Below are 21106 nucleotides of genomic sequence, written 5' to 3' on the forward strand. Positions count from 1 at the left end.
CCCCGGCACTCCCTACAACGGCAGGGTCACCTGCCTCCTGGCCCGCGCCGACGGTACGAGCACGCGGGTCGGTGACTTCCCGCTGCGCGACGGACATGCGTACGAGGGGTCGTACGCATGCAGTACGCGCGTCAGACCTCCACGACGACCGGGAGGATCATCGGCCTGCGCCGGTAGGTGTCCGAGACCCACTTGCCCAGGGTCCTGCGGATCAGTTGCTGCAGCTGGTGGGGCTCCACGACGCCGTCCTGGGCCGAGCGCTCCAGGACTTCCGAGATCTTCGGGAGGACGTCGGCGAACGCCGAGTCGTCGATGCCGGAGCCGCGGGCCTGGACATGGGGTCCGCCCGTGATCTTGCCGGTGGACGAGTCGACGACCACGAAGACCGAGATGATGCCCTCGTCGCCGAGGATCTTGCGGTCCTTGAGGGCCGGCTCGCCGACGTCACCGACCGAGAGGCCGTCGACGTACACGTAACCCGCCTGGACCTTGCCGGAGATCTTGGCCTTGCCCGCGACGAGGTCGACGACGACGCCGTCCTCGGCGATGACGATGCGGTCGTGCGGGACTCCGGTGAGGGCGCCGAGCTCGGCGTTGGCGCGCAGGTGACGCCATTCGCCGTGGACCGGCATCAGGTTCTTCGGCCGGCAGATGTTGTAGAAGTACAGCAACTCGCCGGCGGAGGCGTGGCCGGAAACGTGCACCTTGGCGTTGCCCTTGTGGACGACGTTGGCGCCCCAGCGGGTCAGGCCGTTGATGACGCGGTAGACCGCGTTCTCGTTTCCGGGGATGAGCGACGAGGCCAGGATGACCGTGTCGCCGTCGACGATGCGGATCTGGTGGTCGCGGTTGGCCATCCGGGACAGGGCGGCCATCGGTTCGCCCTGGGAGCCCGTGCAGACCAGGACCACCTCGTGGTCGGGGAGGTCGTCGAGCGTCTTGACGTCGACGACCAGGCCCGGTGGGACCTTCAGGTAGCCGAGGTCCCTGGCGATGCCCATGTTGCGGACCATGGAACGGCCGACGAAGGCGACCCGGCGGCCGTACTCGTGGGCCGCGTCCAGAATCTGCTGGATGCGGTGGACATGGCTGGCGAAGCTCGCCACGATGATCCGCTTGCGGGCGCTGCCGAAGACCTGGCGCAGCACGTTCGAGATGTCGCGCTCGGGCGGGACGAAGCCCGGGACCTCGGCGTTCGTGGAGTCGGCCAGGAGGAGGTCGATTCCCTCCTCGCTCAGTCGTGCGAACGCGTGCAGATCCGTGAGGCGGTTGTCCAGCGGGAGCTGGTCCATCTTGAAGTCGCCGGTGTGGACGGCCATGCCGGCCGGGGTGCGGATGGCGACCGCGAGGGCGTCCGGGATGGAGTGGTTGACGGCGACGAACTCGCAGTCGAAGGGACCGACGCGCTCGCGCTGCCCCTCCGCCACTTCCAGGGTGTACGGGCGGATGCGGTGCTCCTGGAGCTTCGCCTCGATGAGGGCGAGGGTCAGCTTGGAGCCGATCAGCGGGATGTCCGGCTTCTCGCGGAGGAGGAAGGGGACGCCGCCGATGTGGTCCTCGTGGCCGTGGGTGAGGACGATGCCCTCGACGTCGTCGAGGCGGTCCCTGATGGACGAGAAGTCCGGCAGGATCAGGTCGATTCCGGGCTGCTCCTCCTCGGGGAAGAGCACTCCGCAGTCGACGATCAGCAGGCGGCCGCCGTACTCGAAGACGGTCATGTTTCGGCCGATCTCGCCGAGACCGCCGAGCGGTGTGACGCGGAGGGCGCCTTCGGGGAGCTGGGGCGGCGGGCCGAGTTCAGGATGCGGATGACTCAAAAGACTCTCCTCAACCACGCACGCCACGTACCGGTCGGGCACGTGGCGTGCGTGACGTTCGTGCATAAGCAGTTGTCGTTGTCCTTGCTGGGTGCGGGCACCGGTGGTCCCGCTTATTCAGTTGTGAAGTCGCTGCGCGGACGGCCGCGCGAAGTCTGTTGTCAGAGTTGTACCCCGCCGGCAGCAAGATCGATCTTGAGCTGTGCGATCTCTTCCGCGGAGCACTCGACCATCGGGGCGCGCAGGGGTCCTGCGGGCAGTCCCTGGAGGGCGAGCGCGGCCTTGGTGGTCATGACGCCCTGGGTGCGGAACATGCCGGTGTAGACAGGGAGCAGCTTCTGGTGGATCTCGGCGGCCTTGACGACGTCACCGGAGGTGTACGCGTCGACGAGAGCCCGCAGGTCGGGCGTGACCACGTGGCCGACGACCGAGACGAAGCCGACCGCGCCCACCGAGAGCAGCGGCAGGTTGAGCATGTCGTCGCCGGAGTACCAGGCGAGGCCGGACTGCGCGATGGCCCAGCTCGCGCGGCCGAGGTCGCCCTTGGCGTCCTTGTTGGCGACGATCCTCGGGTGCTCGGCGAGGCGGACGAGCGTCTCGGTGCTGATCGGGACGCCGCTGCGGCCGGGGATGTCGTAGAGCATCACGGGCAGCCCCGTGGCGTCGGCGACGGCCGTGAAGTGCCGGTACAGGCCCTCCTGCGGGGGCTTGTTGTAGTACGGCGTGACGACCAGCAGGGCGTGGGCACCGTCGCGCTCGGCCTGGCGGGCCAGCTCGATGCTGTGGTGGGTGTCGTTGGTGCCGACCCCGGCCACGACGTGGGCGCGATCGCCGACCGCCTCCAGTACGGCTCGTACCAGGTCCGATTTCTCCGCGTCACTGGTGGTGGGGGACTCACCGGTGGTCCCGTTGATGATCAGGCCGTCGTTGCCTGCGTCCACCAGGTGGGTGGCGAGCCGCTGTGCGCCGTCGAGGTCGAGCGCGCCATCCGCCGTGAAGGGCGTGACCATGGCGGTGAGGACCCTCCCGAAGGGGGTCTGCGGAGTGGAGGTCGGAGCCATGGGTTACACGCTACTCGGTGCTCACGGCGCGGTCTGCCCTCGGGGTGCGGGGAAAGTCCGGACAAATGCGGAGCCCGGCACTGCCTGCTCGGGGGTTCAAGCAGTGCCGGGTCCGTTTGATCAGGCTAGATGAACTTCTCTAAATGCCGCAATACGGACACTTCGCGAGGCTGATCCGTACATCTGTGCCGAGCCCGACAAGAAGCGCGATCGCCGGGCCGTGCTACAGGCCGTACTACGGTGCGACCCGGCCGTTGGCGTTGAAGGCCGCGTGGGTGAGCGGCATGAGCTTGGCCCACTCCGCCTCCATCTTCTCGCCGACCATCTCGATCTCCCGCTGCGGGAAGGACGGCACCCTGGCCAGCTCGTGCTGGGTGCGCAGCCCGAGGAAGTGCATCAGCGAGCGTGCGTTGCAGGTGGCGTACATCGAGGAGAAGAGGCCGACGGGAAGCACCGCGCGGGCGACCTCGCGGGCGACACCCGCGGCGAGCATCTCCTGGTAGCGCTCGTACGCCTGGATGTACGACTCCTGCATCGAGCGTTCCACGATCTCCTGCTGGGCCGCGGTGCCCGGCACGAACTCGTACTTGCCGGGACGCCCCTGCTGCACCAGCTTGCGGTCCTCGCCGGGGACGTAGAAGACCGGCTCGAGTTCGCGGTAGCGGCCGGACTCCTCGTTGTACGAGTTGTGGACGACGAAGCCGTTCGCGAGGAAGTTGTGCCAGGGGCCTTCCACGGAGAGGTCGTACGTCATTTCCTCGCCGTCGGCCTCGATGGCGACGACCTGGTCCGGCACCGCCTTGGCGACCTCGCCGCCGCGCCGGGCCAGCGCCTGCTCCCCCGCGCTCTTGGTCGCGTGACACGGCTCGCAGGCCGGAGCGAGGTTCTTCTCGTCGAGGGCCTGGAGCAGGTCACCGGCCACCGGGACGACGTGGTCCAGGGCGAGCTGCTCCCGCGGGAAGTCCTGACCGCACAGGTGGCAGGTGTCGGTCTCCTTGATGAGCCGCTCGCGCTGCATCGAGGTCCATACGCCGATGCCGCGGCGCAGGCTCGGCGGGACCAGCCCCTGCGACGGGCGCGGCGCCGTGCCGGCGACGAGCACGGCGTCCCCGACGGTGAGCTCTCCCGCCTTGCACCATCCCTCGGGGGTGAAGAGGGCATGGTCGACCGTGCAGCGGAGGGTCTTGCCCGAGGCGGTGGTGATCTTGACGAGCGGCTTCACACCCGACTCGATCACGTCGACGATCCTCGCCCGCTGGGCGAGCAGGGTCTCCTCGTCGTAGCAGCGCACGTGGTTGCGGCGGACCGATTCGAGCTTGCGGATGCGGGTGCTGGGGTGCAGCTCCCGGAACTCGGCGACGGCGGACTCGGCCGCCTCGCGGTTCTCGTACAGGCCGAGGTAGTGGTTGGTGTCGCCGCGTCGCACCTGGGCCATCCACCTGCCCGCCCGGCTGTGCCAGGTCACGCCTCCGGCGGAGTGCGGCAGACGGTCCTCGACACCCAGGTGCCAGAGCTTGTACAGGTCGGCGATGGTGCGACGGCGCAGGTGACCCGCCTCGCTCTCCAGGGTGATCTCCGTGTCCCCGGCGATGCACCACCCCACCCGGTGCCGCATGAACTCGCGGAAGACGAAGATCGGGGCGCTGATGAAGAAGGTCATCGAGTTGTGCTCGAAGGGGCTGCCGTGGCGGTCCCGCATCAGGTAGTTGATGAGGCCCTTGGAGCGCTCCGGGTCCTTCTTCAGCTCGTCCAGGGACTGCTCGCCGGCGGTGGAGACGCGTGCGGCCCACAGCACGTCGGAGTCGGCCGCGCTGTGCTTGACCAGGTCGACGGTGACATCGCTCCGGAAGCTGGGCTTGAGGTCGTCGGCGGGGGTGTCGGTCACGGCTCGGAGGGTCCTTCCATCACTTCTCTCGGGCGGCGCCCACTCTACGGCCCGGCACCGACAACGGGCGTTCGGTGCCGGGGCGCGACATACGGCAGCGAATTTCTGTGAATTCGGTGAAACCGGGCACCTTCGGGGCCACTCGCCCGTCTGTGTAGATGACAGACAGTCGTTCGAACCCGAGATTCGATCCCGAGAGGGGATGCACCGCCCATGTTCCTCCCCCAGCTACCGCTGGGAGGTGCCCCCAGGCGCCAACCCGTCCCGTTCGCCTTCCTCGCCGAAGCCGACAGGTTCCGGAGCAATGTGACTCCCCCGCCCCGTCAGCGGTCGTCCGTGAGTCAGATAGCCGGGCGCTGGCTGCTCGGGCTGACCATCGTGGCCGGGCTCGTGGGCTCGCTGGTGCTCGGCATGCCGGCGCTGTCCACGCCGTCCGACTCGGGGACCCAGCAGTCGCAGGCCTCCCAGGGGCACTGACTCTTCCGGACCCCCGTGAGTGGTGGGCGGGAACACGGGCGGATAGCCTCACCAGGCACAGCCCATGCATGGATTGAGTGAGGACCAGCCGTGCCCCTGCCCTTCCTGACGGCCGACCGCACCTATGACGCGGCACTCGACAACGCCCTGCCCCACGACGACCGCGACCGCTGGCGGCGCCCCTACCGGCCCGGGCCATGGCGGGTCGGCGGAGCCGCCCTGTGGCTGCTGCTCGCCTCGTTCGTGCTGTTCGCGGCGGTCGCGCTGGCCCTGACCGGCTCGCTGTCCTCCGCCGGCACGGTCCTCGGCATCGCCCTGCTGATCATCGCCGCCGCACTGCGGATACTGCGCATGGGCGTGTGGGTGAGCGCGCACGGAGTGCGCCAGGTGGGTCTGCTGTACACGCGGACGGTGCCCTGGAAGCGGGTCGTCGAGGTGCGTACGGCGCAGCAGCCGGTGCGCTGGCTGGGCCTGCCGCGGACCGTGCAGGGACAGGCGCTGACCCTGGTGCGCAAGGACCGCGCCCCGGCGGACACCGAGCCGCTGCTGACCACGCACGGGATGGACTTCGTGGGCCGGGCATCGGCCTTCGACCGTGCGGCGGACGTGGTGGAGGCGTGGGCGGCGGAGTACCGGCGCGGCTAGCGATCGGTGCGAAGGGGGCCGGTCCGCGGTGCGCGGGCCGGCCCCCTTCGTCGTACGGCTGTGGTACGACGGCCGCTCAGGCCTCCAGTGGCCTGCCGTCGTGCAGGGCGATGGCGCGCTGCATCGCCTTGCGGGCGCGCGGGGTGTCGCGGGCGTCGTGGTAGGCGACGGCGAGACGGAACCAGCTGCGCCAGTCGTCGGGGGCGGCCTCGGTCTCGGCCTTGCGCTTGGCGAAGACCTCGTCGGCGGAGTCCCGGTCGATGCGGCCGCCGGGCGTGCGCTTCAGCTCGTCCACGGGCAGGCCGCCCTCGGCGTCGAGTTCGGCGGCGAGGGCGTTGGCCCGGCGGACGAACTGGGTGTTCTTCCACAGGAACCACAGGCCGATGACCGGCAGGATCAGCACCGCCACCCCGAAGGTGACGGTGAGGGCCGTGCCGGTCTGGATGAGCATCACGCCCCGGCTGCCGACGAGGACGAAGTAGAAGAGGAGGACGGCGGCCGTGAGGGCGTAGGAGAGCTTCGCGCGCATGTCGTCCGGCCGCTCAGCTCAGGTCCAGGAAGTTCTCCAGGCCGAAGGTCAGGCCCGGAGTGGTCACCACGCGGCGGGCGCCGAGCAGGATGCCCGGCATGAAGCTGCTGTGGTGGAGGGAGTCGTGCCGGATGGTGAGGGTCTCGCCCTCGCCGCCGAGGAGGACCTCCTGGTGGGCCAGGAGGCCGCGGAGGCGGACGGCGTGGACGGGGATGCCGTCGACGCTGGCACCGCGCGCGCCGTCCAGGGCGGTCACCGTGGCGTCCGGGGCCGGGGCGGTGCCGGCCGCGCGGCGGGCCTCGGCGATGAGCTGAGCCGTGCGCGTGGCCGTGCCGCTCGGCGCGTCGACCTTGTTCGGGTGGTGGAGCTCGACGACCTCCACCGACTCGAAATAGGGCGCGGCGATCTGGGCGAACTTCATCGTCAGCACGGCGCCGATGGAGAAGTTCGGGGCGATGAGCACGCCGGTCTCCGGGGACTGGGCGAGCCAGCTCCGCAGCTGCGCGAGGCGCTCGTCGGTCCAGCCGGTGGTGCCGACGACGGCGTGGATGCCGTGCCGCACGCAGAAGTCGAGGTTGCCCATCACCGAGGCGGGGGTGGTGAGTTCGACGGCGACCTGGGCGCCGGACGCCTCCAGCGCCTCCAGCTTGTCGCCCCGGCCGAGGGCGGCGACCAGCTCCAGGTCCTCGGCGGCCTCGACCGCCTCGACCGCCGCGGACCCGATCCGGCCCTTGGCGCCGAGGACCGCCACGCGCAGCTTGCTCATCTTCTTCTTCGTTCCTTACCGGTGGTGTGTCAGGCGACGGCGTCGTGCAGGCGTGCGGCCTGCTTGTCCTTGAGCGGGCCGATGACCGACAGCGACGGGCGCTGTCCCAGGATGTCGCGGGCGACCGAGCGGACCTCGTCCGGGGTCACCGCCGCTATCCGGGCCAGCATGTCGTCGACGGACATCTGCTCGCCCCAGCACAGTTCGCTCTTGCCGATACGGTTCATCAGCGCACCGGTGTCCTCCAGGCCGAGGACCGTGGAGCCCTGGAGCTGGCCGATGGCGCGCCCTATCTCCTCGTCCGGCAGGCCGTGCGCGGCGACCTGGTCGAGTTCGTCCCGGCAGATCTTGAGCACGTCGTGCACCTGCGAGGGCCGGCAGCCGGCGTAGACGCCGAACAGGCCGCAGTCGGCGAAGCCCGAGGTGTACGAGTACACGCTGTAGGCCAGGCCGCGCTTCTCACGGACCTCCTGGAAGAGCCGGGAGGACATGCCGCCGCCCAGGGCGGTGTTGAGCACGCCGAGCGCCCAGCGGCGGTCGTCGGTGCGGGCGAGGCCGGGCATGCCGAGGACGACGTGCGCCTGTTCGGTCTTGCGGCCGAGGAGTTCGACGCGGCCCGAGGTGCGGATGGTGCGGCTGCCGTCGCGCGGGGCGATGGGCTGCGCGTCGGAGCTCTTGAGGGCGCCGGACTTCTCGAAGGCCGCGCGGACCTGTCGTACGACCTTGTTGTGGTCGATGTTGCCCGCCGCCGCGACCACCAGGTGGGTGGGGTCGTAGTGCTTCTTGTAGAAGCGGCGGATGCGGTCGGCGGTCAGGGCGTTGACCGTGTCGACCGTGCCGAGGACCGGGCGGCCGAGGGCGTTGTCGCCGAACATGGTGTGCGCGAACAGGTCGTGCACGCAGTCGCCCGGGTCGTCCTCGGTCATCGCGATCTCTTCGAGGATCGCGCCGCGCTCGACGTTGACGTCGTCCTCGAGGATCAGGGAGCCCGTGAGCATGTCGCAGACGACGTCGATGGCGAGCGGCAGGTCGGTGTCGAGCACGCGCGCGTAGTAGCACGTGTACTCCTTCGCCGTGAACGCGTTCATCTCGCCGCCGACCGCGTCGATGGCGGAAGAGATGTCCAGCGCACTGCGTCGGGTCGTGCCCTTGAAGAGCAGGTGCTCCAGGTAGTGGGTGGCGCCGTTCAGGGCGGGGGTCTCGTCGCGGGAGCCGACGTGGGCCCAGATGCCGAAGGTCGCGGAGCGGACCGAGGGCAGGGTCTCGGTGACGATGCGCAGGCCGCCGGGGAGGGTGGTCTTGCGGACCGTGCCGATGCCGTTCTCGCCCTTGATCAGGGTTTGGGTACGGGCGACGGCCCGCGCCTCCGAAGAGGTGCGGGCCGTCGCCGTGGAGCTGCTCGACGTCACTGGTCGGTGTCGTCCTTCGTGTCTTCGGAAGAAGCCTCTTCCTCGCCCTCGATCACGGGGATGAGGGAGAGCTTGCCGCGGGAGTCGATCTCGGCGATCTCGACCTGGACCTTCTGGCCCACGCCGAGGACGTCCTCGACGTTCTCCACGCGCTTGCCGCCGGCCAGCTTGCGGATCTGCGAGATGTGCAGCAGACCGTCCTTGCCAGGGAGGAGGGAGACGAAGGCGCCGAACGTCGTCGTCTTCACGACCGTGCCCAGGTAGCGCTCGCCGACCTCGGGCATCGTCGGGTTGGCGATGCCGTTGATGGTGGCGCGGGCGGCCTCGGCGGACGGGCCGTCGGCGGCACCGATGTAGATGGTGCCGTCGTCCTCGATGGTGATCTCGGCGCCGGTGTCCTCCTGGATCTGGTTGATCATCTTGCCCTTGGGGCCGATGACCTCGCCGATCTTGTCCACGGGGATCTTGACGGTGATGATCCGCGGGGCGTTGGGGGACATCTCGTCCGGCTTGTCGATCGCTTCCATCATCACGTCGAGGATGTGGAGGCGGGCGTCCCGGGCCTGCTTGAGGGCGGCGGCCAGGACGGAGGCCGGGATGCCGTCCAGCTTGGTGTCGAGCTGGAGGGCGGTCACGAACTCCTTGGTGCCGGCGACCTTGAAGTCCATGTCACCGAAGGCGTCCTCGGCACCGAGGATGTCGGTGAGGGTGACGTAGTGCGTCTCGCCCTCGATGTCCTGGGAGATCAGGCCCATGGCGATACCGGCGACCGGGGCCTTCAGCGGCACACCGGCGTTGAGCAGCGACATGGTGGAGGCGCAGACCGAACCCATGGACGTCGAGCCGTTGGAGCCGAGGGCCTCGGACACCTGGCGGATCGCGTAGGGGAACTCCTCGCGGGTCGGCAGGACCGGCACCAGGGCGCGCTCGGCGAGGGCACCGTGGCCGATCTCGCGGCGCTTCGGGGAACCGACGCGGCCGGTCTCGCCGGTGGAGTACGGCGGGAAGTTGTAGTTGTGCATGTAGCGCTTGCGGGTCACCGGGGAAAGGGTGTCCAGCTGCTGCTCCATCCGGAGCATGTTCAGGGTGGTGACGCCCAGGATCTGGGTCTCGCCACGCTCGAACAGCGCCGAGCCGTGCACGCGCGGGATGGCCTCGACCTCGGCGGCGAGCGTACGGATGTCCGTCACGCCACGGCCGTCGATGCGCTTCTTCTCCTTGATCACGCGCTCGCGCACCAGCTGCTTGGTGAGCGAGCGGTACGCGGCGGAGATCTCCTTCTCGCGGCCCTCGAACTCCGGCAGGAGCTTCTCGGCGGCGAGCACCTTGACGCGGTCCAGCTCCGCCTCGCGCTCCTGCTTGCCCGCGATGGTCAGCGCGGAGGCCAGCTCCGGGCGGACGGCGGCGGACAGCGCCTCCAGGATGTCGTCCTGGTAGTCGAGGAAGATCGGGAACTCGCCGGTCGGCTTGGCGGCCTTCGCGGCGAGGTCGGCCTGGGCCTTGCAGAGCACCTTGATGAAGGGCTTCGCGGCTTCCAGACCGGCCGCGACGACCTCCTCGGTGGGCGCCTCGGCGCCGCCCTTGACCAGCTGGATGGTCTTGTCGGTGGCCTCGGCCTCGACCATCATGATCGCGACGTCGCCGTCCTCCAGGGCGCGGCCCGCGACGACCATGTCGAAGACGGCGTCCTCGAGCTCGGAGTGCGTCGGGAAGCCCACCCACTGGCCGTTGATCAGCGCGACGCGGACGCCGCCGATCGGGCCGGAGAAGGGCAGACCGGCCAGCTGGGTGGACGCGGACGCGGCGTTGATCGCGACGACGTCGTACAGGTGGTCGGGGTTGAGCGCCATGATGGTGGCGACGACCTGGATCTCGTTGCGCAGGCCCTTCTTGAAGGACGGGCGCAGCGGGCGGTCGATCAGACGGCAGGTGAGGATCGCGTCCTCGCTCGGCCGGCCCTCACGGCGGAAGAAGGAACCCGGGATCTTGCCGGCGGCGTACATCCGCTCCTCGACGTCCACCGTGAGGGGGAAGAAGTCGAGCTGGTCCTTGGGGTTCTTGGAGGCGGTGGTGGCCGACAGCACCATGGTGTCGTCGTCCAGGTACGCCACGGCGGAGCCGGCGGCCTGCTTGGCCAGGCGGCCCGTCTCGAAGCGGATGGTGCGGGTGCCGAAGGCGCCGTTGTCGATGACGGCCTCGGCGTAGTGGGTCTCGTTCTCCACTAGCGTTTTCTCCGTTACTTTCGTCTGCGTTACGTCTTTTGTCCCGATCCGCCCGTGTGGCGGGGGGACGGTTACGGAGAAGCGCGCCGTCCTGTGCGGGCCGGTCTTCGATCGAAGCACCCGGGGCTCACTTCCCCCCGGGGGCCACTACCGAGGACCGGCGGCGGCTTGGGTGCGCTTCTCCTTCTTCGTTGTCCTGCTGTGTCAGCTGTCGTGCTGTGTCGTGCGTATTGCGTTGTGCTACCACACTACAAAGCGTGAGTGACACTCCGCACGTTTCCGCACGTACGGCAAAGGGAGCGGCCCCGGGTGTCTCTCCGGGAACCGCTCCCTTCACGGCGTCTTACTTGGCGCCCGCCGCACCGCGGCGGATGCCCAGGCGGTCGACCAGCGCACGGAAGCGCTGGATGTCCTTCTTCGCCAGGTACTGCAGGAGGCGACGGCGCTGACCGACCAGGATCAGCAGACCACGACGGGAGTGGTGGTCGTGCTTGTGGACCTTGAGGTGCTCCGTCAGGTCGGAGATCCGACGCGACAGCATGGCGACCTGGACCTCGGGGGAGCCGGTGTCGCCCTCCTTGGTACCGAACTCGGTGATGATCTGCTTCTTCGTAGCGGCGTCGAGCGACACGCGTACTCCTCGTAGTCTTTGCATGGCCACCGAGTGCCCCCGGTCTTTGTCTCGGGGGAGCTTCCGTTACTCGGGAGGCGGGGATCCGTTGCGCGCGGCCTCCAGGGTCCGCGGGGGACTCCGGGGGTGCGTACACAAACGGCCGTCGTCAAGGGTACCAGTGCCGGAGGGGGGCTCTGTCCTGGGGTTGTGGAAGAAAGTACGAGCCCGGTACGACCGCCAGTAGTGTGACGGTCACAGCCCATGTACGAGGGGAAGGGGTCGCTGCGGGATGAGCGAGACGGCTGAGGAGATGAAGGCGCGCAAGGAGCGGGAACGGGACGAGCTCTACGCGCTCGACATCTCGGGCGTCGAGTGGCACTGCGCGCCCGGCACCGAGCAGGACGAGGAGCGGGTCGAGATCGCCTATCTGCCCGAGGGTGCGGTGGCGATGCGGTCGTCGCTCGACCACGGCACCGTGCTGCGGTACACGGAGGCGGAGTGGCGGGCGTTCGTGCTGGGCGCCCGGGACGGGGAGTTCGACCTGGAGCCGAACGAGCGCAACGGCGGGCTGGCCGCCCAGTAGGCAGGCAGGGCGTTACGGGGCGGCACGCACGCGTGCCGCCCCTTCGAGTTCCTGCGCTCGCCTTCACCTGCTCACCTCGTCCTCCCCATCCCTCATCCCCCATCCCCCATCCCCCATGGCATCCGCGCGCAATGTCCCGTTTTTCAGGGTCAGTTCGTCCGCTACGTCTACGCTCAAGCGAACACGGACTCGCGGTCTCACAGGAGGCTCACGGCGAGGGCGGGCAGGATGACCCACGCCAACTGGTACCCGAACTGACGGTTCTTGCCCGTTTTGTTCATCGATTGTTCGGCAATACGAAGGCCCCGCACACCACTTCCGGGCAGGGTGTGACCAGGCGGACCTCTGACGAGAGGCGGACGGGCCTGCCGAGGTGCGGCTCGCGGTGATTAGGCTGGGAGGGGGGCACGACGTCCGGACCGTGAATACGGCGTCGGTGTCCCGAGGGGGAGAGCCGGTGGATCGGACTACCTCACACGAATACGGATGCTGAGAACGACACGACATGGTCGTCGCGCCGGCACGGCATGAGGGTGCTCGACCACACCAGGAGGAACTGTGAGCAGCGATCGGGACGGGATCCGCGGGGGCTGGGCCACACCCGGCGATGACCAGCCCGACGCGGAGTCCCTCAACGAGATGACGGGCGAGTTCACGATCGACTACGCGCCGCCCGCGTGGTACACGCAGAACGCGGCCGACGGTTCCGGTCCGGCGACCGGCGGACCGGGCGGCCCGGGACCCGCGGGTGCGTCCGGCGCGGAGAGCGGGCCGGGTGCCGGTCCAGGGCCGGGTGGGGCGGGTGCCGGTACGGCCCCGGGGACCGGTGCGGCTCCGGGTGCCGGTACGGGGCGTGCCGCTCAGCCTCGTTCGCCGTTCCCGCCGGGCGCGCCGATCCCCGGGCTGACCCCTCCCCCGCACGCCCAGCAGGGGGGCGGGAGGCCGGGTCCCGGGGTGCCCTTCACTCCGCCGCCGACGTCTGCTCCGGGCGCGCCGTTCACACCACCGCCGACGTCGACTCCCGGAGCGCCGTTCACTCCGCCGCCCGCGTCGACTCCGGGCGCGCCATTCACTCCGCCGCCCACCGTGACGCCCGGGGCGCCTTTCACGCCGCCGGCGCCGCCCGCGGCTTCCGTGCCTCCGGCGGCTGCGGTGCCGGGTGCACCGGCCACACAGCCGCCCGTTTCCACGCCGGGTGCGCCCTTCACCGCGCCGCCGGTGTCAACTCCCGGAGCGCCGTTCACTCCTGCGCCCGCGTCAACGCCAGGGGCTCCGTTCACCCCTCCGCCCACCTCCACGCCGGGTGCGCCGTTCACGCCGCCGGCGCCGAGTGCGGACGCCGGGGCGCCGGCCGCCCCGCCCCTGGCACCGTTCACCCCGGCCCCGGCCCCAGTCGTGCCGCCCGTCGGCGGTCCGGCCGCCGTACCGCAGTTGCCGGTCGGTTTCGAGCCGCAGCAGACCACCGCCGAGGAGCCGGCGCCGGAGTCCGAGGAGGACAACGGTGACCTCGAGAGCGGTTCGACGATGCGGTTCTCCCCCGTCGCGCTGAAGCGCGAGATGGCCGGGTCCGCCGGGCCGGCTGCCGCCGAAGAGGTAGAAGGCGAAGCCGAATCGGAGGCCGCGGCCGTCCCGCTCCCGGTGAGCTCCGAGGCGGACGCCGAGGACACCGAGGACGCCGAAGACACCGACGAGGGGGCGGCCGAGGACGGGTATCCGAGCGACGAGTTCGAGGCCGCTGCCGACGACGCCGACACCGATGCCGATGCCGATGCCGATGCCGACGGTACGGCCGAGACCGACGAGCCCGTGCAGGAAGCCGTCCCGGCGGACGACACGGACGAAGGCGAGTTCCAGGACGCGGTCGTCGTGGACGCCCATGACGACGACAACGACATCGACAACGACGCCGAGACTCACGCCGAGGCCGACGAAGCCGTAGCCGACGCCGACCCCGTCGAGCCTGCCGCCGCCGTCCCCGCCGAGCCCCCCGTCGTCGTCCCCGCGCCTCCGGCCCCGCCGCAGGACGCGCCCCCGGCTCCCGAGGACATCGTGCCCACCGCCTGGGCTCCCCCGCCGACGCCTCCGGCGGTGGTTCCGCCGCTGCCGCCGTCCTACCAGCCCGCGGCCCCCGCGCCCGCCGCCCAGTGGCCGGTCCAGTCGGCAGCACCGGAGCCCGCTCCCGGTCAGCCGCAGCCCCAGCCCGCCGCCGCGCCCGGTCCGCAGCCGTTCCAGCCCCCGCAGGCACCGCAGCCCGCGCCCGCCGCCTGGAACCAGCCCGCGCCCCCGCAGCCCGGACAGCCACAGCCCTACGCCCCGCAGCCCGACGCGCCCGACGCGCAGGGCGGCTACGGCTTCCCGCAGCCGGGCGCCCCCGTCCCGCCGCCGCAGGCACCGGGCGGTTACGGCTTCCCGCAGCCCGGGCAGCCGCAGGCCCCGGTCCAGCCCGGCGGCTACGGGTTCCCCCAGCCGGGCCAGCCGCCGCAGGCCGCCCCGCAGGACCCGCGCGCCGCACAGGCCCCGCAGCAGCCGCCGCAGAGCCCGCAGGCGGCCGACCCGCAGGCCGCGCAGCCCCAGCCGCCCGTCGACCCCCGGGCCGGCGCCGCCTGGCCGCAGCCCATGCAGCACGACCAGCGGCAGATGACCAACCCCGGTGCCGCGCCGCTGGGTTACACCGCCGCCGTGGAGCTGTCCTCCGACCGGCTGCTCAACAACAAGAAGCAGAAGGCGAAGAGCGGCCGGCCCGCCGCCGCGTCCTCCCGGTTCAAGATCGGCGGAAAAAAGGAGGAGGCCGAGCGGCAGCGGAAGCTGGAGCTGATCCGCACGCCGGTGCTCTCCTGCTACCGGATAGCGGTGATCAGCCTCAAGGGCGGTGTCGGCAAGACCACCACGACCACCGCGCTCGGCTCCACGCTCGCCACCGAGCGTCAGGACAAGATCCTCGCCATCGACGCCAACCCGGACGCCGGCACGCTCGGCCGCCGGGTGCGCCGCGAGACCGGGGCCACCATTCGTGACCTGGTCCAGGCGATCCCGTACCTCAACTCCTACATGGACATCCGGCGGTTCACCTCACAGGCCCCGTCCGGCCTGGAGATCATCGCCAACGACGTCGACCCCGCTGTCTCGACCACGTTCAACGACGAGGACTACCGGCGCGCGATCGACGTGCTGGGCAAGCAGTACCCGGTCATCCTGACCGACTCCGGCACCGGTCTGCTGTACAGCGCCATGCGCGGGGTGCTCGACCTCGCCGACCAGCTGATCATCATCTCGACGCCGTCGGTGGACGGCGCGAGCAGCGCGAGTACGACGCTGGACTGGCTGTCCGCGCACGGGTACGCCGACCTGGTGTCGCGGTCCATCACCGTGATCTCGGGGGTCCGCGAGACCGGCAAGATGATCAAGGTCGAGGACATCGTGCAGCACTTCGAGACGCGCTGCCGGGGCGTCGTGGTCGTCCCCTTCGACGAGCACCTGTCCGCCGGTGCCGAGGTGGACCTCGACATGATGCGGCCGAAGGTGCGTGAGGCGTACTTCAACCTCGCGGCGATGGTCGCCGAGGACTTCGTCCGGCACCAGCAGATGCACGGCCTGTGGACCAACGACGGCAACCCGCCGCCGGTGGCCGCCCCGCCGATGCCCGGCCAGCCCCTGCCCGGGCAGCAGCACTACGCACCCGGCCAGCCGCAGCCGTACCCGCCTGGTCAGCCGCAGCCGTACGCACCGCCCGGGCAGCCGTATCCCCCGCAGCCGTACCCGCAGCACCAGCAGCCGTACCCGCAGCAGGAGCTGTACGGCCAGCCGCAGCCCGGCACCCAGCCCTACCCGCAGCAGCCGGGATACGGCTACCCGCCGCAGCCGCCGCAGCCCCCGCAGGAGCAGCCGCCGCAGCAGTAGCCGGAACGCCGAAGGGCGGTCGGTGCCTTGCCGCACCGGCCGCCCTTCGGCGTACCGCTGAGCCCTCTGCTGCCTGATCAGGCGTGCTCGGCCGCCACCAGCTCCCGGCAGCGCTTGACGTCCTCGGCCATCTGCTCAAGCAGGGCGTCGAGCGAGTCGAACTTGGCCTGGCCGCGGACGTAGGCCAGGAAGTCGACGGCGACGTGCAGGCCGTACAGGTCGAGGCCCACCCGGTCGATGGCGTACGCCTCCACCGTGCGCTCGGTGCCGTCGAACTGCGGGTTGGTGCCGACGGAGATCGCGGCCGGCATCACCTCGCCCTGGGCGTGCAGGTAGCCGGCGTAGACGCCGTCGGCGGGGATCGCGGTGTGCGGGAGGGTCTCCACGTTGGCGGTGGGGAAGCCCAGCTCGCGGCCGCGCTGGGCACCGCGCACCACCACGCCCTCCACCCGGTGCGGGCGGCCCAGGATCTCGCGGGCGCCCGCCATGTCGCCCTCGGCGACCAGGCGCCGGGTCAGGGTCGAGGAGAACGGCACGCCGCCGCCCGCCTCCCCGCGCACGAACAGGTCGACGACCTCGACCTCGAAGTCGTACACCTTGCCCTGCTCGATCAGGAACTCGACGTTGCCCGCGGCCTTGTGGCCGAAGCGGAAGTTGGGGCCCTCGACGACCGCCTTGGCGTGCAACTTGTCGACCAGGACCTTCACCACGAAGTCGGCCGCCGACAGCTTCGAGAACTCGGTGGTGAAGGGCAGGATCAGCACCGCGTCCACGCCCAGGTCCGCCATCAGCTCGGCGCGGGTGTGGTGCGGGGCGAGCAGCGGGGGGTGGCTGCCGGGGCGGACGACCTCGCTGGGGTGCGGGTCGAAGGTGACGACGACCGCCGGGATGCCCAGCTCACGGGCGCGGTCCACGGCATGCCGGATGATCAGCTGGTGACCGCGGTGCACCCCGTCGTAGGACCCGATGGTGACGACGCTGCGCCCCCAGCCCTCGGGGATGTCCTCCAAGCCACGCCAGCGCTGCACTGTGTCCGCTCCTCGAACCTGTGTCCGTTGTCCGTCTTACGCAGGTCTAAGGGTGCCATGTTTGCCGGACCCGTCTCACACCGGCACGGTCGCTGTGACCGGGCGCACGTGTCCGCGCTCACGCCGGGACCCGGACGCCTGCCAGGTTTCCCAGCATGCGACGGGTGCTGGGCCCGACCACCGCGGCCCACTCCTGCGGGGTGTCGGTGAGCCAGCGGGCCATCAGGGCGGCGAATCCGGGGACGTGCCGGCCGAGGTCGACCAGTCCGCGGTCGAACCGGGTCGCCCCGTCCGGGGTGCGGACCAGCAGCAGCCCGGTGCGCCTGACCAGCTCGCGCATCCCGTCGCCGTCGTCCTCGCGCTGTGCGGCGACCGCGTGCAGCAGTGCGTCGAGGACGCCCGGGTCGCGCTCATGGCCCAGCAGGAACTCCAGGAGCTCCTGGCGCAGCGGTCGCGAGGCGGGGGTGCCGGCCGCGCCGAGTACGGTCGCGAGAGCCGCCCGGACCGGCTCGGGGCCCTCGTCGAGCAGCTCGGTGACCAGCGGCAGGAGGACGGTACGGGCCTCGGTGCCCTGGTCCAGGCGGCGCTCGACGAACCCGGCCACCTGCCCGGCCAGCTCCGGCCGCAGCTCGGCGGCCTCCAGGACCAGCTCGGCGACCCGCCGGGCGAGGGCGGGCGCGGTGACGTGGGCGAGGGTGCGCAGCACCTGTGCGGCGTCCGGTCCGCGCAGCCGGGCGCGGAAGGCTTCCAGGACCTCGTCGGAGTGGGTGGCGAGGGCGGGGAGCAGGGCGGCGGGAGCGAGCTGGTGGTCGCCGTCGGCGAAGTGCCGTAGCGCCTGCGGGAGATGGCGGGCACGGGTCGCCGGGTCGCGGACCAGCAGGGCGAGGGCGCCGCCGTGCAGGGTGCAGTCGGCGGGGCGGGCGAGGAGGGCGAGCGCGGCGTAGCGGAGCAGTTCGCGGTCGGGTTCGCTGTGCACGTACGGGGCCGTGCGCAGTCCGTGGGCCATGGCGGCCACCCGGCGGGCCGGGCGCTCGTCGTGCGCCCAGCGGTCGACGGCCCGGCACACCGCCGACGGCTCGTCCTCGGCGAGTACGCCGAGCAGCTCGTCGCCGCGCCGGTGTGCCGCGTCCACCAGCACCTCGGTCAGGTCGTCCAGGGCCCGGTGCCGGTGGGTGTGCAGCAGCGCCTGGGCCGCCGTCGCCACGGTGGCGTGCGGCATCGCGGGCAACGGCCGCTCGTCGTCGAACCACCGGGTGAGACAGGGCTGCACGGCGGTGGGGTCGGCGGCCAGCAGCCGGGCCACGGCGTCCAGGTAGCGGGGGGCCTCGCCCTCGGGCTCCTCCGTCGTCGGCTGCACCGGCGGCCGGGTCGGCCGGGCTCCGAAGCGGCCGAGGCCCGCGGTCTCCGGCAGCGGCAGCGACTCCGACTCGGGCAGCGGCTCGTCGGCGAGCACGAGCCTGCGCAGCAGATCGAGGCGGTCGGCAGTCGGGAGGGCGAGCCCGGTCCAGAATTCCGGCCCGAACTCGGGTCCGAACGCAGATCCGGACTCTGGTCCGAACTCGGCGGGCGCGGTGCGTTGCCGGCCCACGACCCGGTCGGCGAGCAGCCGCAGCACCCCGGTGTACGGGGTCGCGTCGGGCAGCCGCAGCAGGGTCTGGGTGAGCAGGCGCGCGGCCCACCAGGAACCGGGGTCCAGGTCGAGGGCGTGCAACAACTCGTCCAGTCGCGGCGCGAGTTGGGTGGGCCCGTACTCTCGGTCGAGCAGCAGCAGAGCCTGAACGACCGGGCCGACCCTGTGGTGCGGGACGGGCAGGGGGTGGGCGCCCAGGGGGGTGCGGGGGCGGTGGACGAGGGCGTGCAGGGCCTCGTCCAGGTCGAGGTGCATGCCCTGGATCCAGTCGGCGAGCTCCTCGTGGGCGAAGCGGTAGCCGCCGCCCGCGGGCACCAGCAGGCCCTCGGTGAGCACGGCGGAGGCCCAGCCGGAGCCGCCACCGAGGTGGGCCGGGACGGGCCCCCAGGGGAACACCGCTTCGAACGACTCCCGGTCCAGCTCGCCCTGCCCGGGGCCGAGGCTGCGCCGGGCGGCCTCGTGCACCTGTCCGGAGACCCGGGCGGCGAGCCGTCGTACGGCCGTACCGCGCAGGCCGTTCTCGGCGGCCAGGCGGACCGCGATGCGCAGGCACATCAGGTCCAGGTGGGCGGCGAAGACGTCGTGCCGGTCGATCGGGTCGTCGTCGGGCGGGGCGTCCGGGAGGGCGGCGAGCACCTCGGAGAGCAGGCGGAGGGTGAGGGGATGGCCGGCGTCGCGGTCGATGAGGGCGCCGTCGGGGATGCCGTAGCGGGAGCGGGCGCGGCGGGCCTCGTCGGGGGTGAGGTCGGTCAGCCGGACGCAGGCGGGGTCGCCGCTGCCCTGGTGCAGCAGGTCGGGCGGGAACTCGGCGCCGGCCCGCTCCCAGTACTCCTCGCGGCAGGCCAGGAGCAGACGGGCGCCGGTGTCGCGCAGCCAGTCGGCGGTGCCCTCGGTCCAGGCGGGGAGCCGGTGGGCGAGGACCGGGGGCATCTCCTCGGGACCGTCCAGCAGGAGGAGGAGCGGGCGGCCGGCGCGGGCGGCGAGGCGGGCCAGCCGCTCCACGGTCAACTCGCCGAGATCGCCGGGGAGTTGAGAGCGGGAGGCGGCGACGATCCGGACCGCGCGTTCCAGGGAGCGGCGGGCCGCGTCGGCGACGGAGTGGTCGGCGTCCCTGAGGTCGGCGCCGCGGAGCCAGAGGGTGGGGGCCGGGTTCGCTTCGCGGTTGCGGCGGGCGGCGAGTGCGGCGAGTTCTGTGGTGCGGCCCGTTCCGGGGGCGCCGACCAGGGCGAGGACAGTGCCGGTGGCCTTTCCGGTGCCGGTGCCGGTGCCTTCGGCGAAGGCCGACAGCTCCTTTGCGATCACGGCTCGCTCTACCGGTTGTACGGGGTCGGTGTATTCGCCTGTGAGTGCCGTGAAAGGTGGTGAAGCGGCTGCGGGTGGGTGGGGGCTGGTCGCGCAGTTCCCCGCGCCCCTTTGGGGCGCTCCCGCGCGGGGCGTTCCAGCGCGGGGTGCTCCGGTGTGGGGCGCTGCGGTGTGGGGCGCTGCCATGCGGGGGGTCGCGCTGCCCACGTAGCCGGCCAGGGCGCCCGGGGGGCCGTCCTGGCCCACGGAGGTGGCGGTCAGCTCCAGTACGCCCGCCAGGTTGAGGTCGATGCCGTAGGCCGGGACCGTGGCCGCGTTGGTGGCCAGGAGGTCGGCGAGGGGGCCGCTGTCGGGGTGGTGGAGGGGGACGGCGAAGCCCACGTCCCGCTGGCCGGACTGGAGGGCGGTGCCGAGGACTGCCAGGACCGCGCCGGTCTCCGCGTCCAGGACCGGGCCGCCGGCCGCTCCGCCGCCCAGGCGCAGCGCGTCCCGGCCCGCGGTGCCGATCGCCAGCTCCAGGGCGTCTTCGAGGAGGTGGAAGCGGTCGGTGGCGGTGTACGTCACCTGGGTCGCGGCCAGCACCCGGGCCTCGCGCCAGCGGTCGGCGGCGATCTGCACGTAGGCGCCGGCCGGGATGCGCTCGCGTACGGTGATCGGGAGCGGGTCCACGGCGAGGCCCTCGGTGCGGACCAGGGCCAGGTCGAAGGCGGGCAGCGGGACGACGGCGTCCGAGCCGACCACGCAGGTGCGGTCCCCGGCCGCGTGCAGCACGATCCGGGCGAGGCCGTCGACGGCCTCGTGACTGGTGACGAGCGTCCCCTGGTGATCGGCCAGGAAGCCGGTGCCGCGCGGGCGCCCGGCGAGGTCGCGGACCCGGACCAGCCGCTTGTCCAGCCCCGTTCCTGTCTCCTGCTGCGCCTCCCGCGTACCGTCCGCCGTCCGGCGACCGCTCCCGGTCCGGGGGCCCCGTCCTGCCATGATCGAACCTCCCCGCCCGTACACCCGTGCCCTTGTCTCCGGCTGTCTTCGACCGTAGGCGCGAAATGATCAGCGGGACAGAGCGGGCGGTGAACGCGCCCCCCTCCGCTCCCCCGGTTCACTCCGAGCGCCTGCTCGGTCGGGTGAATAGCCAGGGGCGGGTGGATACACCCTAGGGGTGGGGGAACCGAGGGGGGACCGTGGAGCGGCGGCGGCGCCAGACCCCGTGGTCGCCGCTCCACGGGCAGAGCCCAACGGGCTCCG

The 21106-nt window shown here is 71.6% G+C and carries 13 protein-coding genes and 4 pseudogenes; 5 read left to right on the forward strand and 12 right to left on the reverse strand.

Annotated features, from left to right (window positions below; genetic code table 11):
- Positions 1-131 precede the first annotated feature (131 nt).
- From ABT137_RS48295 to ABT137_RS48315, 5 genes and pseudogenes are all read right to left on the reverse strand, one after another.
- Entirely contained in the window at positions 132-1817 is a 1686-nt protein-coding gene (locus ABT137_RS48295; protein ID WP_351719860.1) for a ribonuclease J, read from the reverse strand.
- Positions 1818-1978: 161 nt separating this feature from the next.
- Complete coding sequence (dapA, locus tag ABT137_RS48300) at positions 1979-2878, reverse strand: 4-hydroxy-tetrahydrodipicolinate synthase (protein ID WP_351719861.1); 900 nt, start codon at positions 2876-2878, stop codon at positions 1979-1981.
- 235 nt (positions 2879-3113) lie between these two features.
- Positions 3114-3566, reverse strand: a pseudogene (thyX, locus tag ABT137_RS48305) (FAD-dependent thymidylate synthase); the annotation flags it as partial.
- Positions 3567-4493 (reverse strand): annotated as a pseudogene (locus ABT137_RS48310) (HNH endonuclease); the annotation flags it as partial. It abuts the pseudogene before it with no gap.
- Positions 4473-4763 (reverse strand): annotated as a pseudogene (locus ABT137_RS48315) (FAD-dependent thymidylate synthase); the annotation flags it as partial. The pseudogenes ABT137_RS48315 and ABT137_RS48310, both read right to left, overlap by 21 nt.
- A 213-nt stretch (positions 4764-4976) precedes the next feature.
- Between ABT137_RS48315 and ABT137_RS48320 the strand changes: the two are divergent.
- Both ABT137_RS48320 and ABT137_RS48325 read left to right on the forward strand, forming a co-directional pair.
- Positions 4977-5240, forward strand: a complete 264-nt coding sequence (locus ABT137_RS48320) for a hypothetical protein (RefSeq protein ID WP_351719863.1) — start codon at positions 4977-4979, stop codon at positions 5238-5240.
- A 90-nt stretch (positions 5241-5330) separates the two neighbouring features.
- Entirely contained in the window at positions 5331-5885 is a 555-nt protein-coding gene (locus tag ABT137_RS48325; protein ID WP_351719866.1) for an SCO5741 family PH domain-containing membrane protein, read from the forward strand.
- A 76-nt stretch (positions 5886-5961) separates the two neighbouring features.
- On the opposite strand, the gene ABT137_RS48330 is transcribed toward ABT137_RS48325, so the two are convergent.
- The 5 genes from ABT137_RS48330 to rpsO form a co-directional block, all read right to left on the reverse strand.
- Positions 5962-6414, reverse strand: a complete 453-nt coding sequence (locus tag ABT137_RS48330) for a tetratricopeptide repeat protein (RefSeq protein ID WP_351719868.1) — start codon at positions 6412-6414, stop codon at positions 5962-5964.
- A gap of 13 nt (positions 6415-6427) precedes the next feature.
- Complete coding sequence (gene dapB / locus ABT137_RS48335; protein ID WP_351719871.1) at positions 6428-7180, reverse strand: 4-hydroxy-tetrahydrodipicolinate reductase; 753 nt, start codon at positions 7178-7180, stop codon at positions 6428-6430.
- Positions 7181-7209: 29 nt separating this feature from the next.
- The gene (locus ABT137_RS48340; RefSeq protein ID WP_351719873.1) at positions 7210-8589 is read right to left on the reverse strand and encodes a M16 family metallopeptidase; all 1380 of its coding nucleotides are present in this window, start codon (positions 8587-8589) and stop codon (positions 7210-7212) included.
- Positions 8586-10811 carry a polyribonucleotide nucleotidyltransferase gene (locus ABT137_RS48345; protein ID WP_351719875.1) on the reverse strand — a complete coding sequence of 742 codons (2226 nt, stop codon included), beginning with the start codon at positions 10809-10811 and terminating at the stop codon, positions 8586-8588. The genes ABT137_RS48340 and ABT137_RS48345 overlap by 4 nt, the downstream gene beginning before the upstream one ends.
- A 343-nt stretch (positions 10812-11154) precedes the next feature.
- Positions 11155-11442, reverse strand: a complete 288-nt coding sequence (gene rpsO / locus ABT137_RS48350) for a 30S ribosomal protein S15 (RefSeq protein WP_089098391.1) — start codon at positions 11440-11442, stop codon at positions 11155-11157.
- A 271-nt stretch (positions 11443-11713) separates the two neighbouring features.
- Here rpsO and ABT137_RS48355 point away from each other — a divergent pair, with 271 nt between their 5' ends.
- From ABT137_RS48355 to ABT137_RS48360, 3 genes and pseudogenes are all read left to right on the forward strand, one after another.
- On the forward strand, positions 11714-12007 hold the full coding sequence (locus ABT137_RS48355; RefSeq protein ID WP_181804473.1) for a DUF397 domain-containing protein: 294 nt from the start codon (positions 11714-11716) through the stop codon (positions 12005-12007).
- 558 nt (positions 12008-12565) lie between these two features.
- Positions 12566-12694, forward strand: a pseudogene (locus ABT137_RS51170) (SCO5717 family growth-regulating ATPase); the annotation flags it as partial.
- A gap of 708 nt (positions 12695-13402) precedes the next feature.
- Complete coding sequence (locus tag ABT137_RS48360) at positions 13403-15904, forward strand: MinD/ParA family ATP-binding protein (RefSeq protein WP_502984710.1); 2502 nt, start codon at positions 13403-13405, stop codon at positions 15902-15904.
- Between the two features lie 77 nt (positions 15905-15981).
- Here ABT137_RS48360 and ABT137_RS48365 read toward each other — a convergent pair whose 3' ends face one another.
- Positions 15982-16932 (reverse strand): bifunctional riboflavin kinase/FAD synthetase, encoded by a 951-nt coding sequence (locus ABT137_RS48365; protein ID WP_351719880.1) that lies wholly within the window; start codon positions 16930-16932, stop codon positions 15982-15984.
- Between the two features lie 118 nt (positions 16933-17050).
- Entirely contained in the window at positions 17051-20842 is a 3792-nt protein-coding gene (locus ABT137_RS48370) for a trypsin-like peptidase domain-containing protein (RefSeq protein WP_351719882.1), read from the reverse strand.
- Positions 20843-21106: the final 264 nt, after the last annotated feature.

This window comes from Streptomyces sp. NPDC001980 (genome assembly GCF_040296885.1).
Lineage (GTDB): Bacteria > Actinomycetota > Actinomycetes > Streptomycetales > Streptomycetaceae > Streptomyces.

Bases quoted from the DNA above. Each gene is read 5' to 3' on its own strand.
- dapA (WP_351719861.1), bottom strand. From the start codon at position 2,878: ATGGCTCCGACCTCCACTCCGCAGACCCCCTTCGGGAGGGTCCTCACC.
- ABT137_RS48330 (WP_351719868.1), bottom strand. From the start codon at position 6,414: ATGCGCGCGAAGCTCTCCTACGCCCTCACGGCCGCCGTCCTCCTCTTC.
- ABT137_RS48320 (WP_351719863.1), top strand. From the start codon at position 4,977: ATGTTCCTCCCCCAGCTACCGCTGGGAGGTGCCCCCAGGCGCCAACCC.
- dapB (WP_351719871.1), bottom strand. From the start codon at position 7,180: ATGAGCAAGCTGCGCGTGGCGGTCCTCGGCGCCAAGGGCCGGATCGGG.
- ABT137_RS48370 (WP_351719882.1), bottom strand. From the start codon at position 20,842: ATGGCAGGACGGGGCCCCCGGACCGGGAGCGGTCGCCGGACGGCGGAC.
- ABT137_RS48355 (WP_181804473.1), top strand. From the start codon at position 11,714: ATGAGCGAGACGGCTGAGGAGATGAAGGCGCGCAAGGAGCGGGAACGG.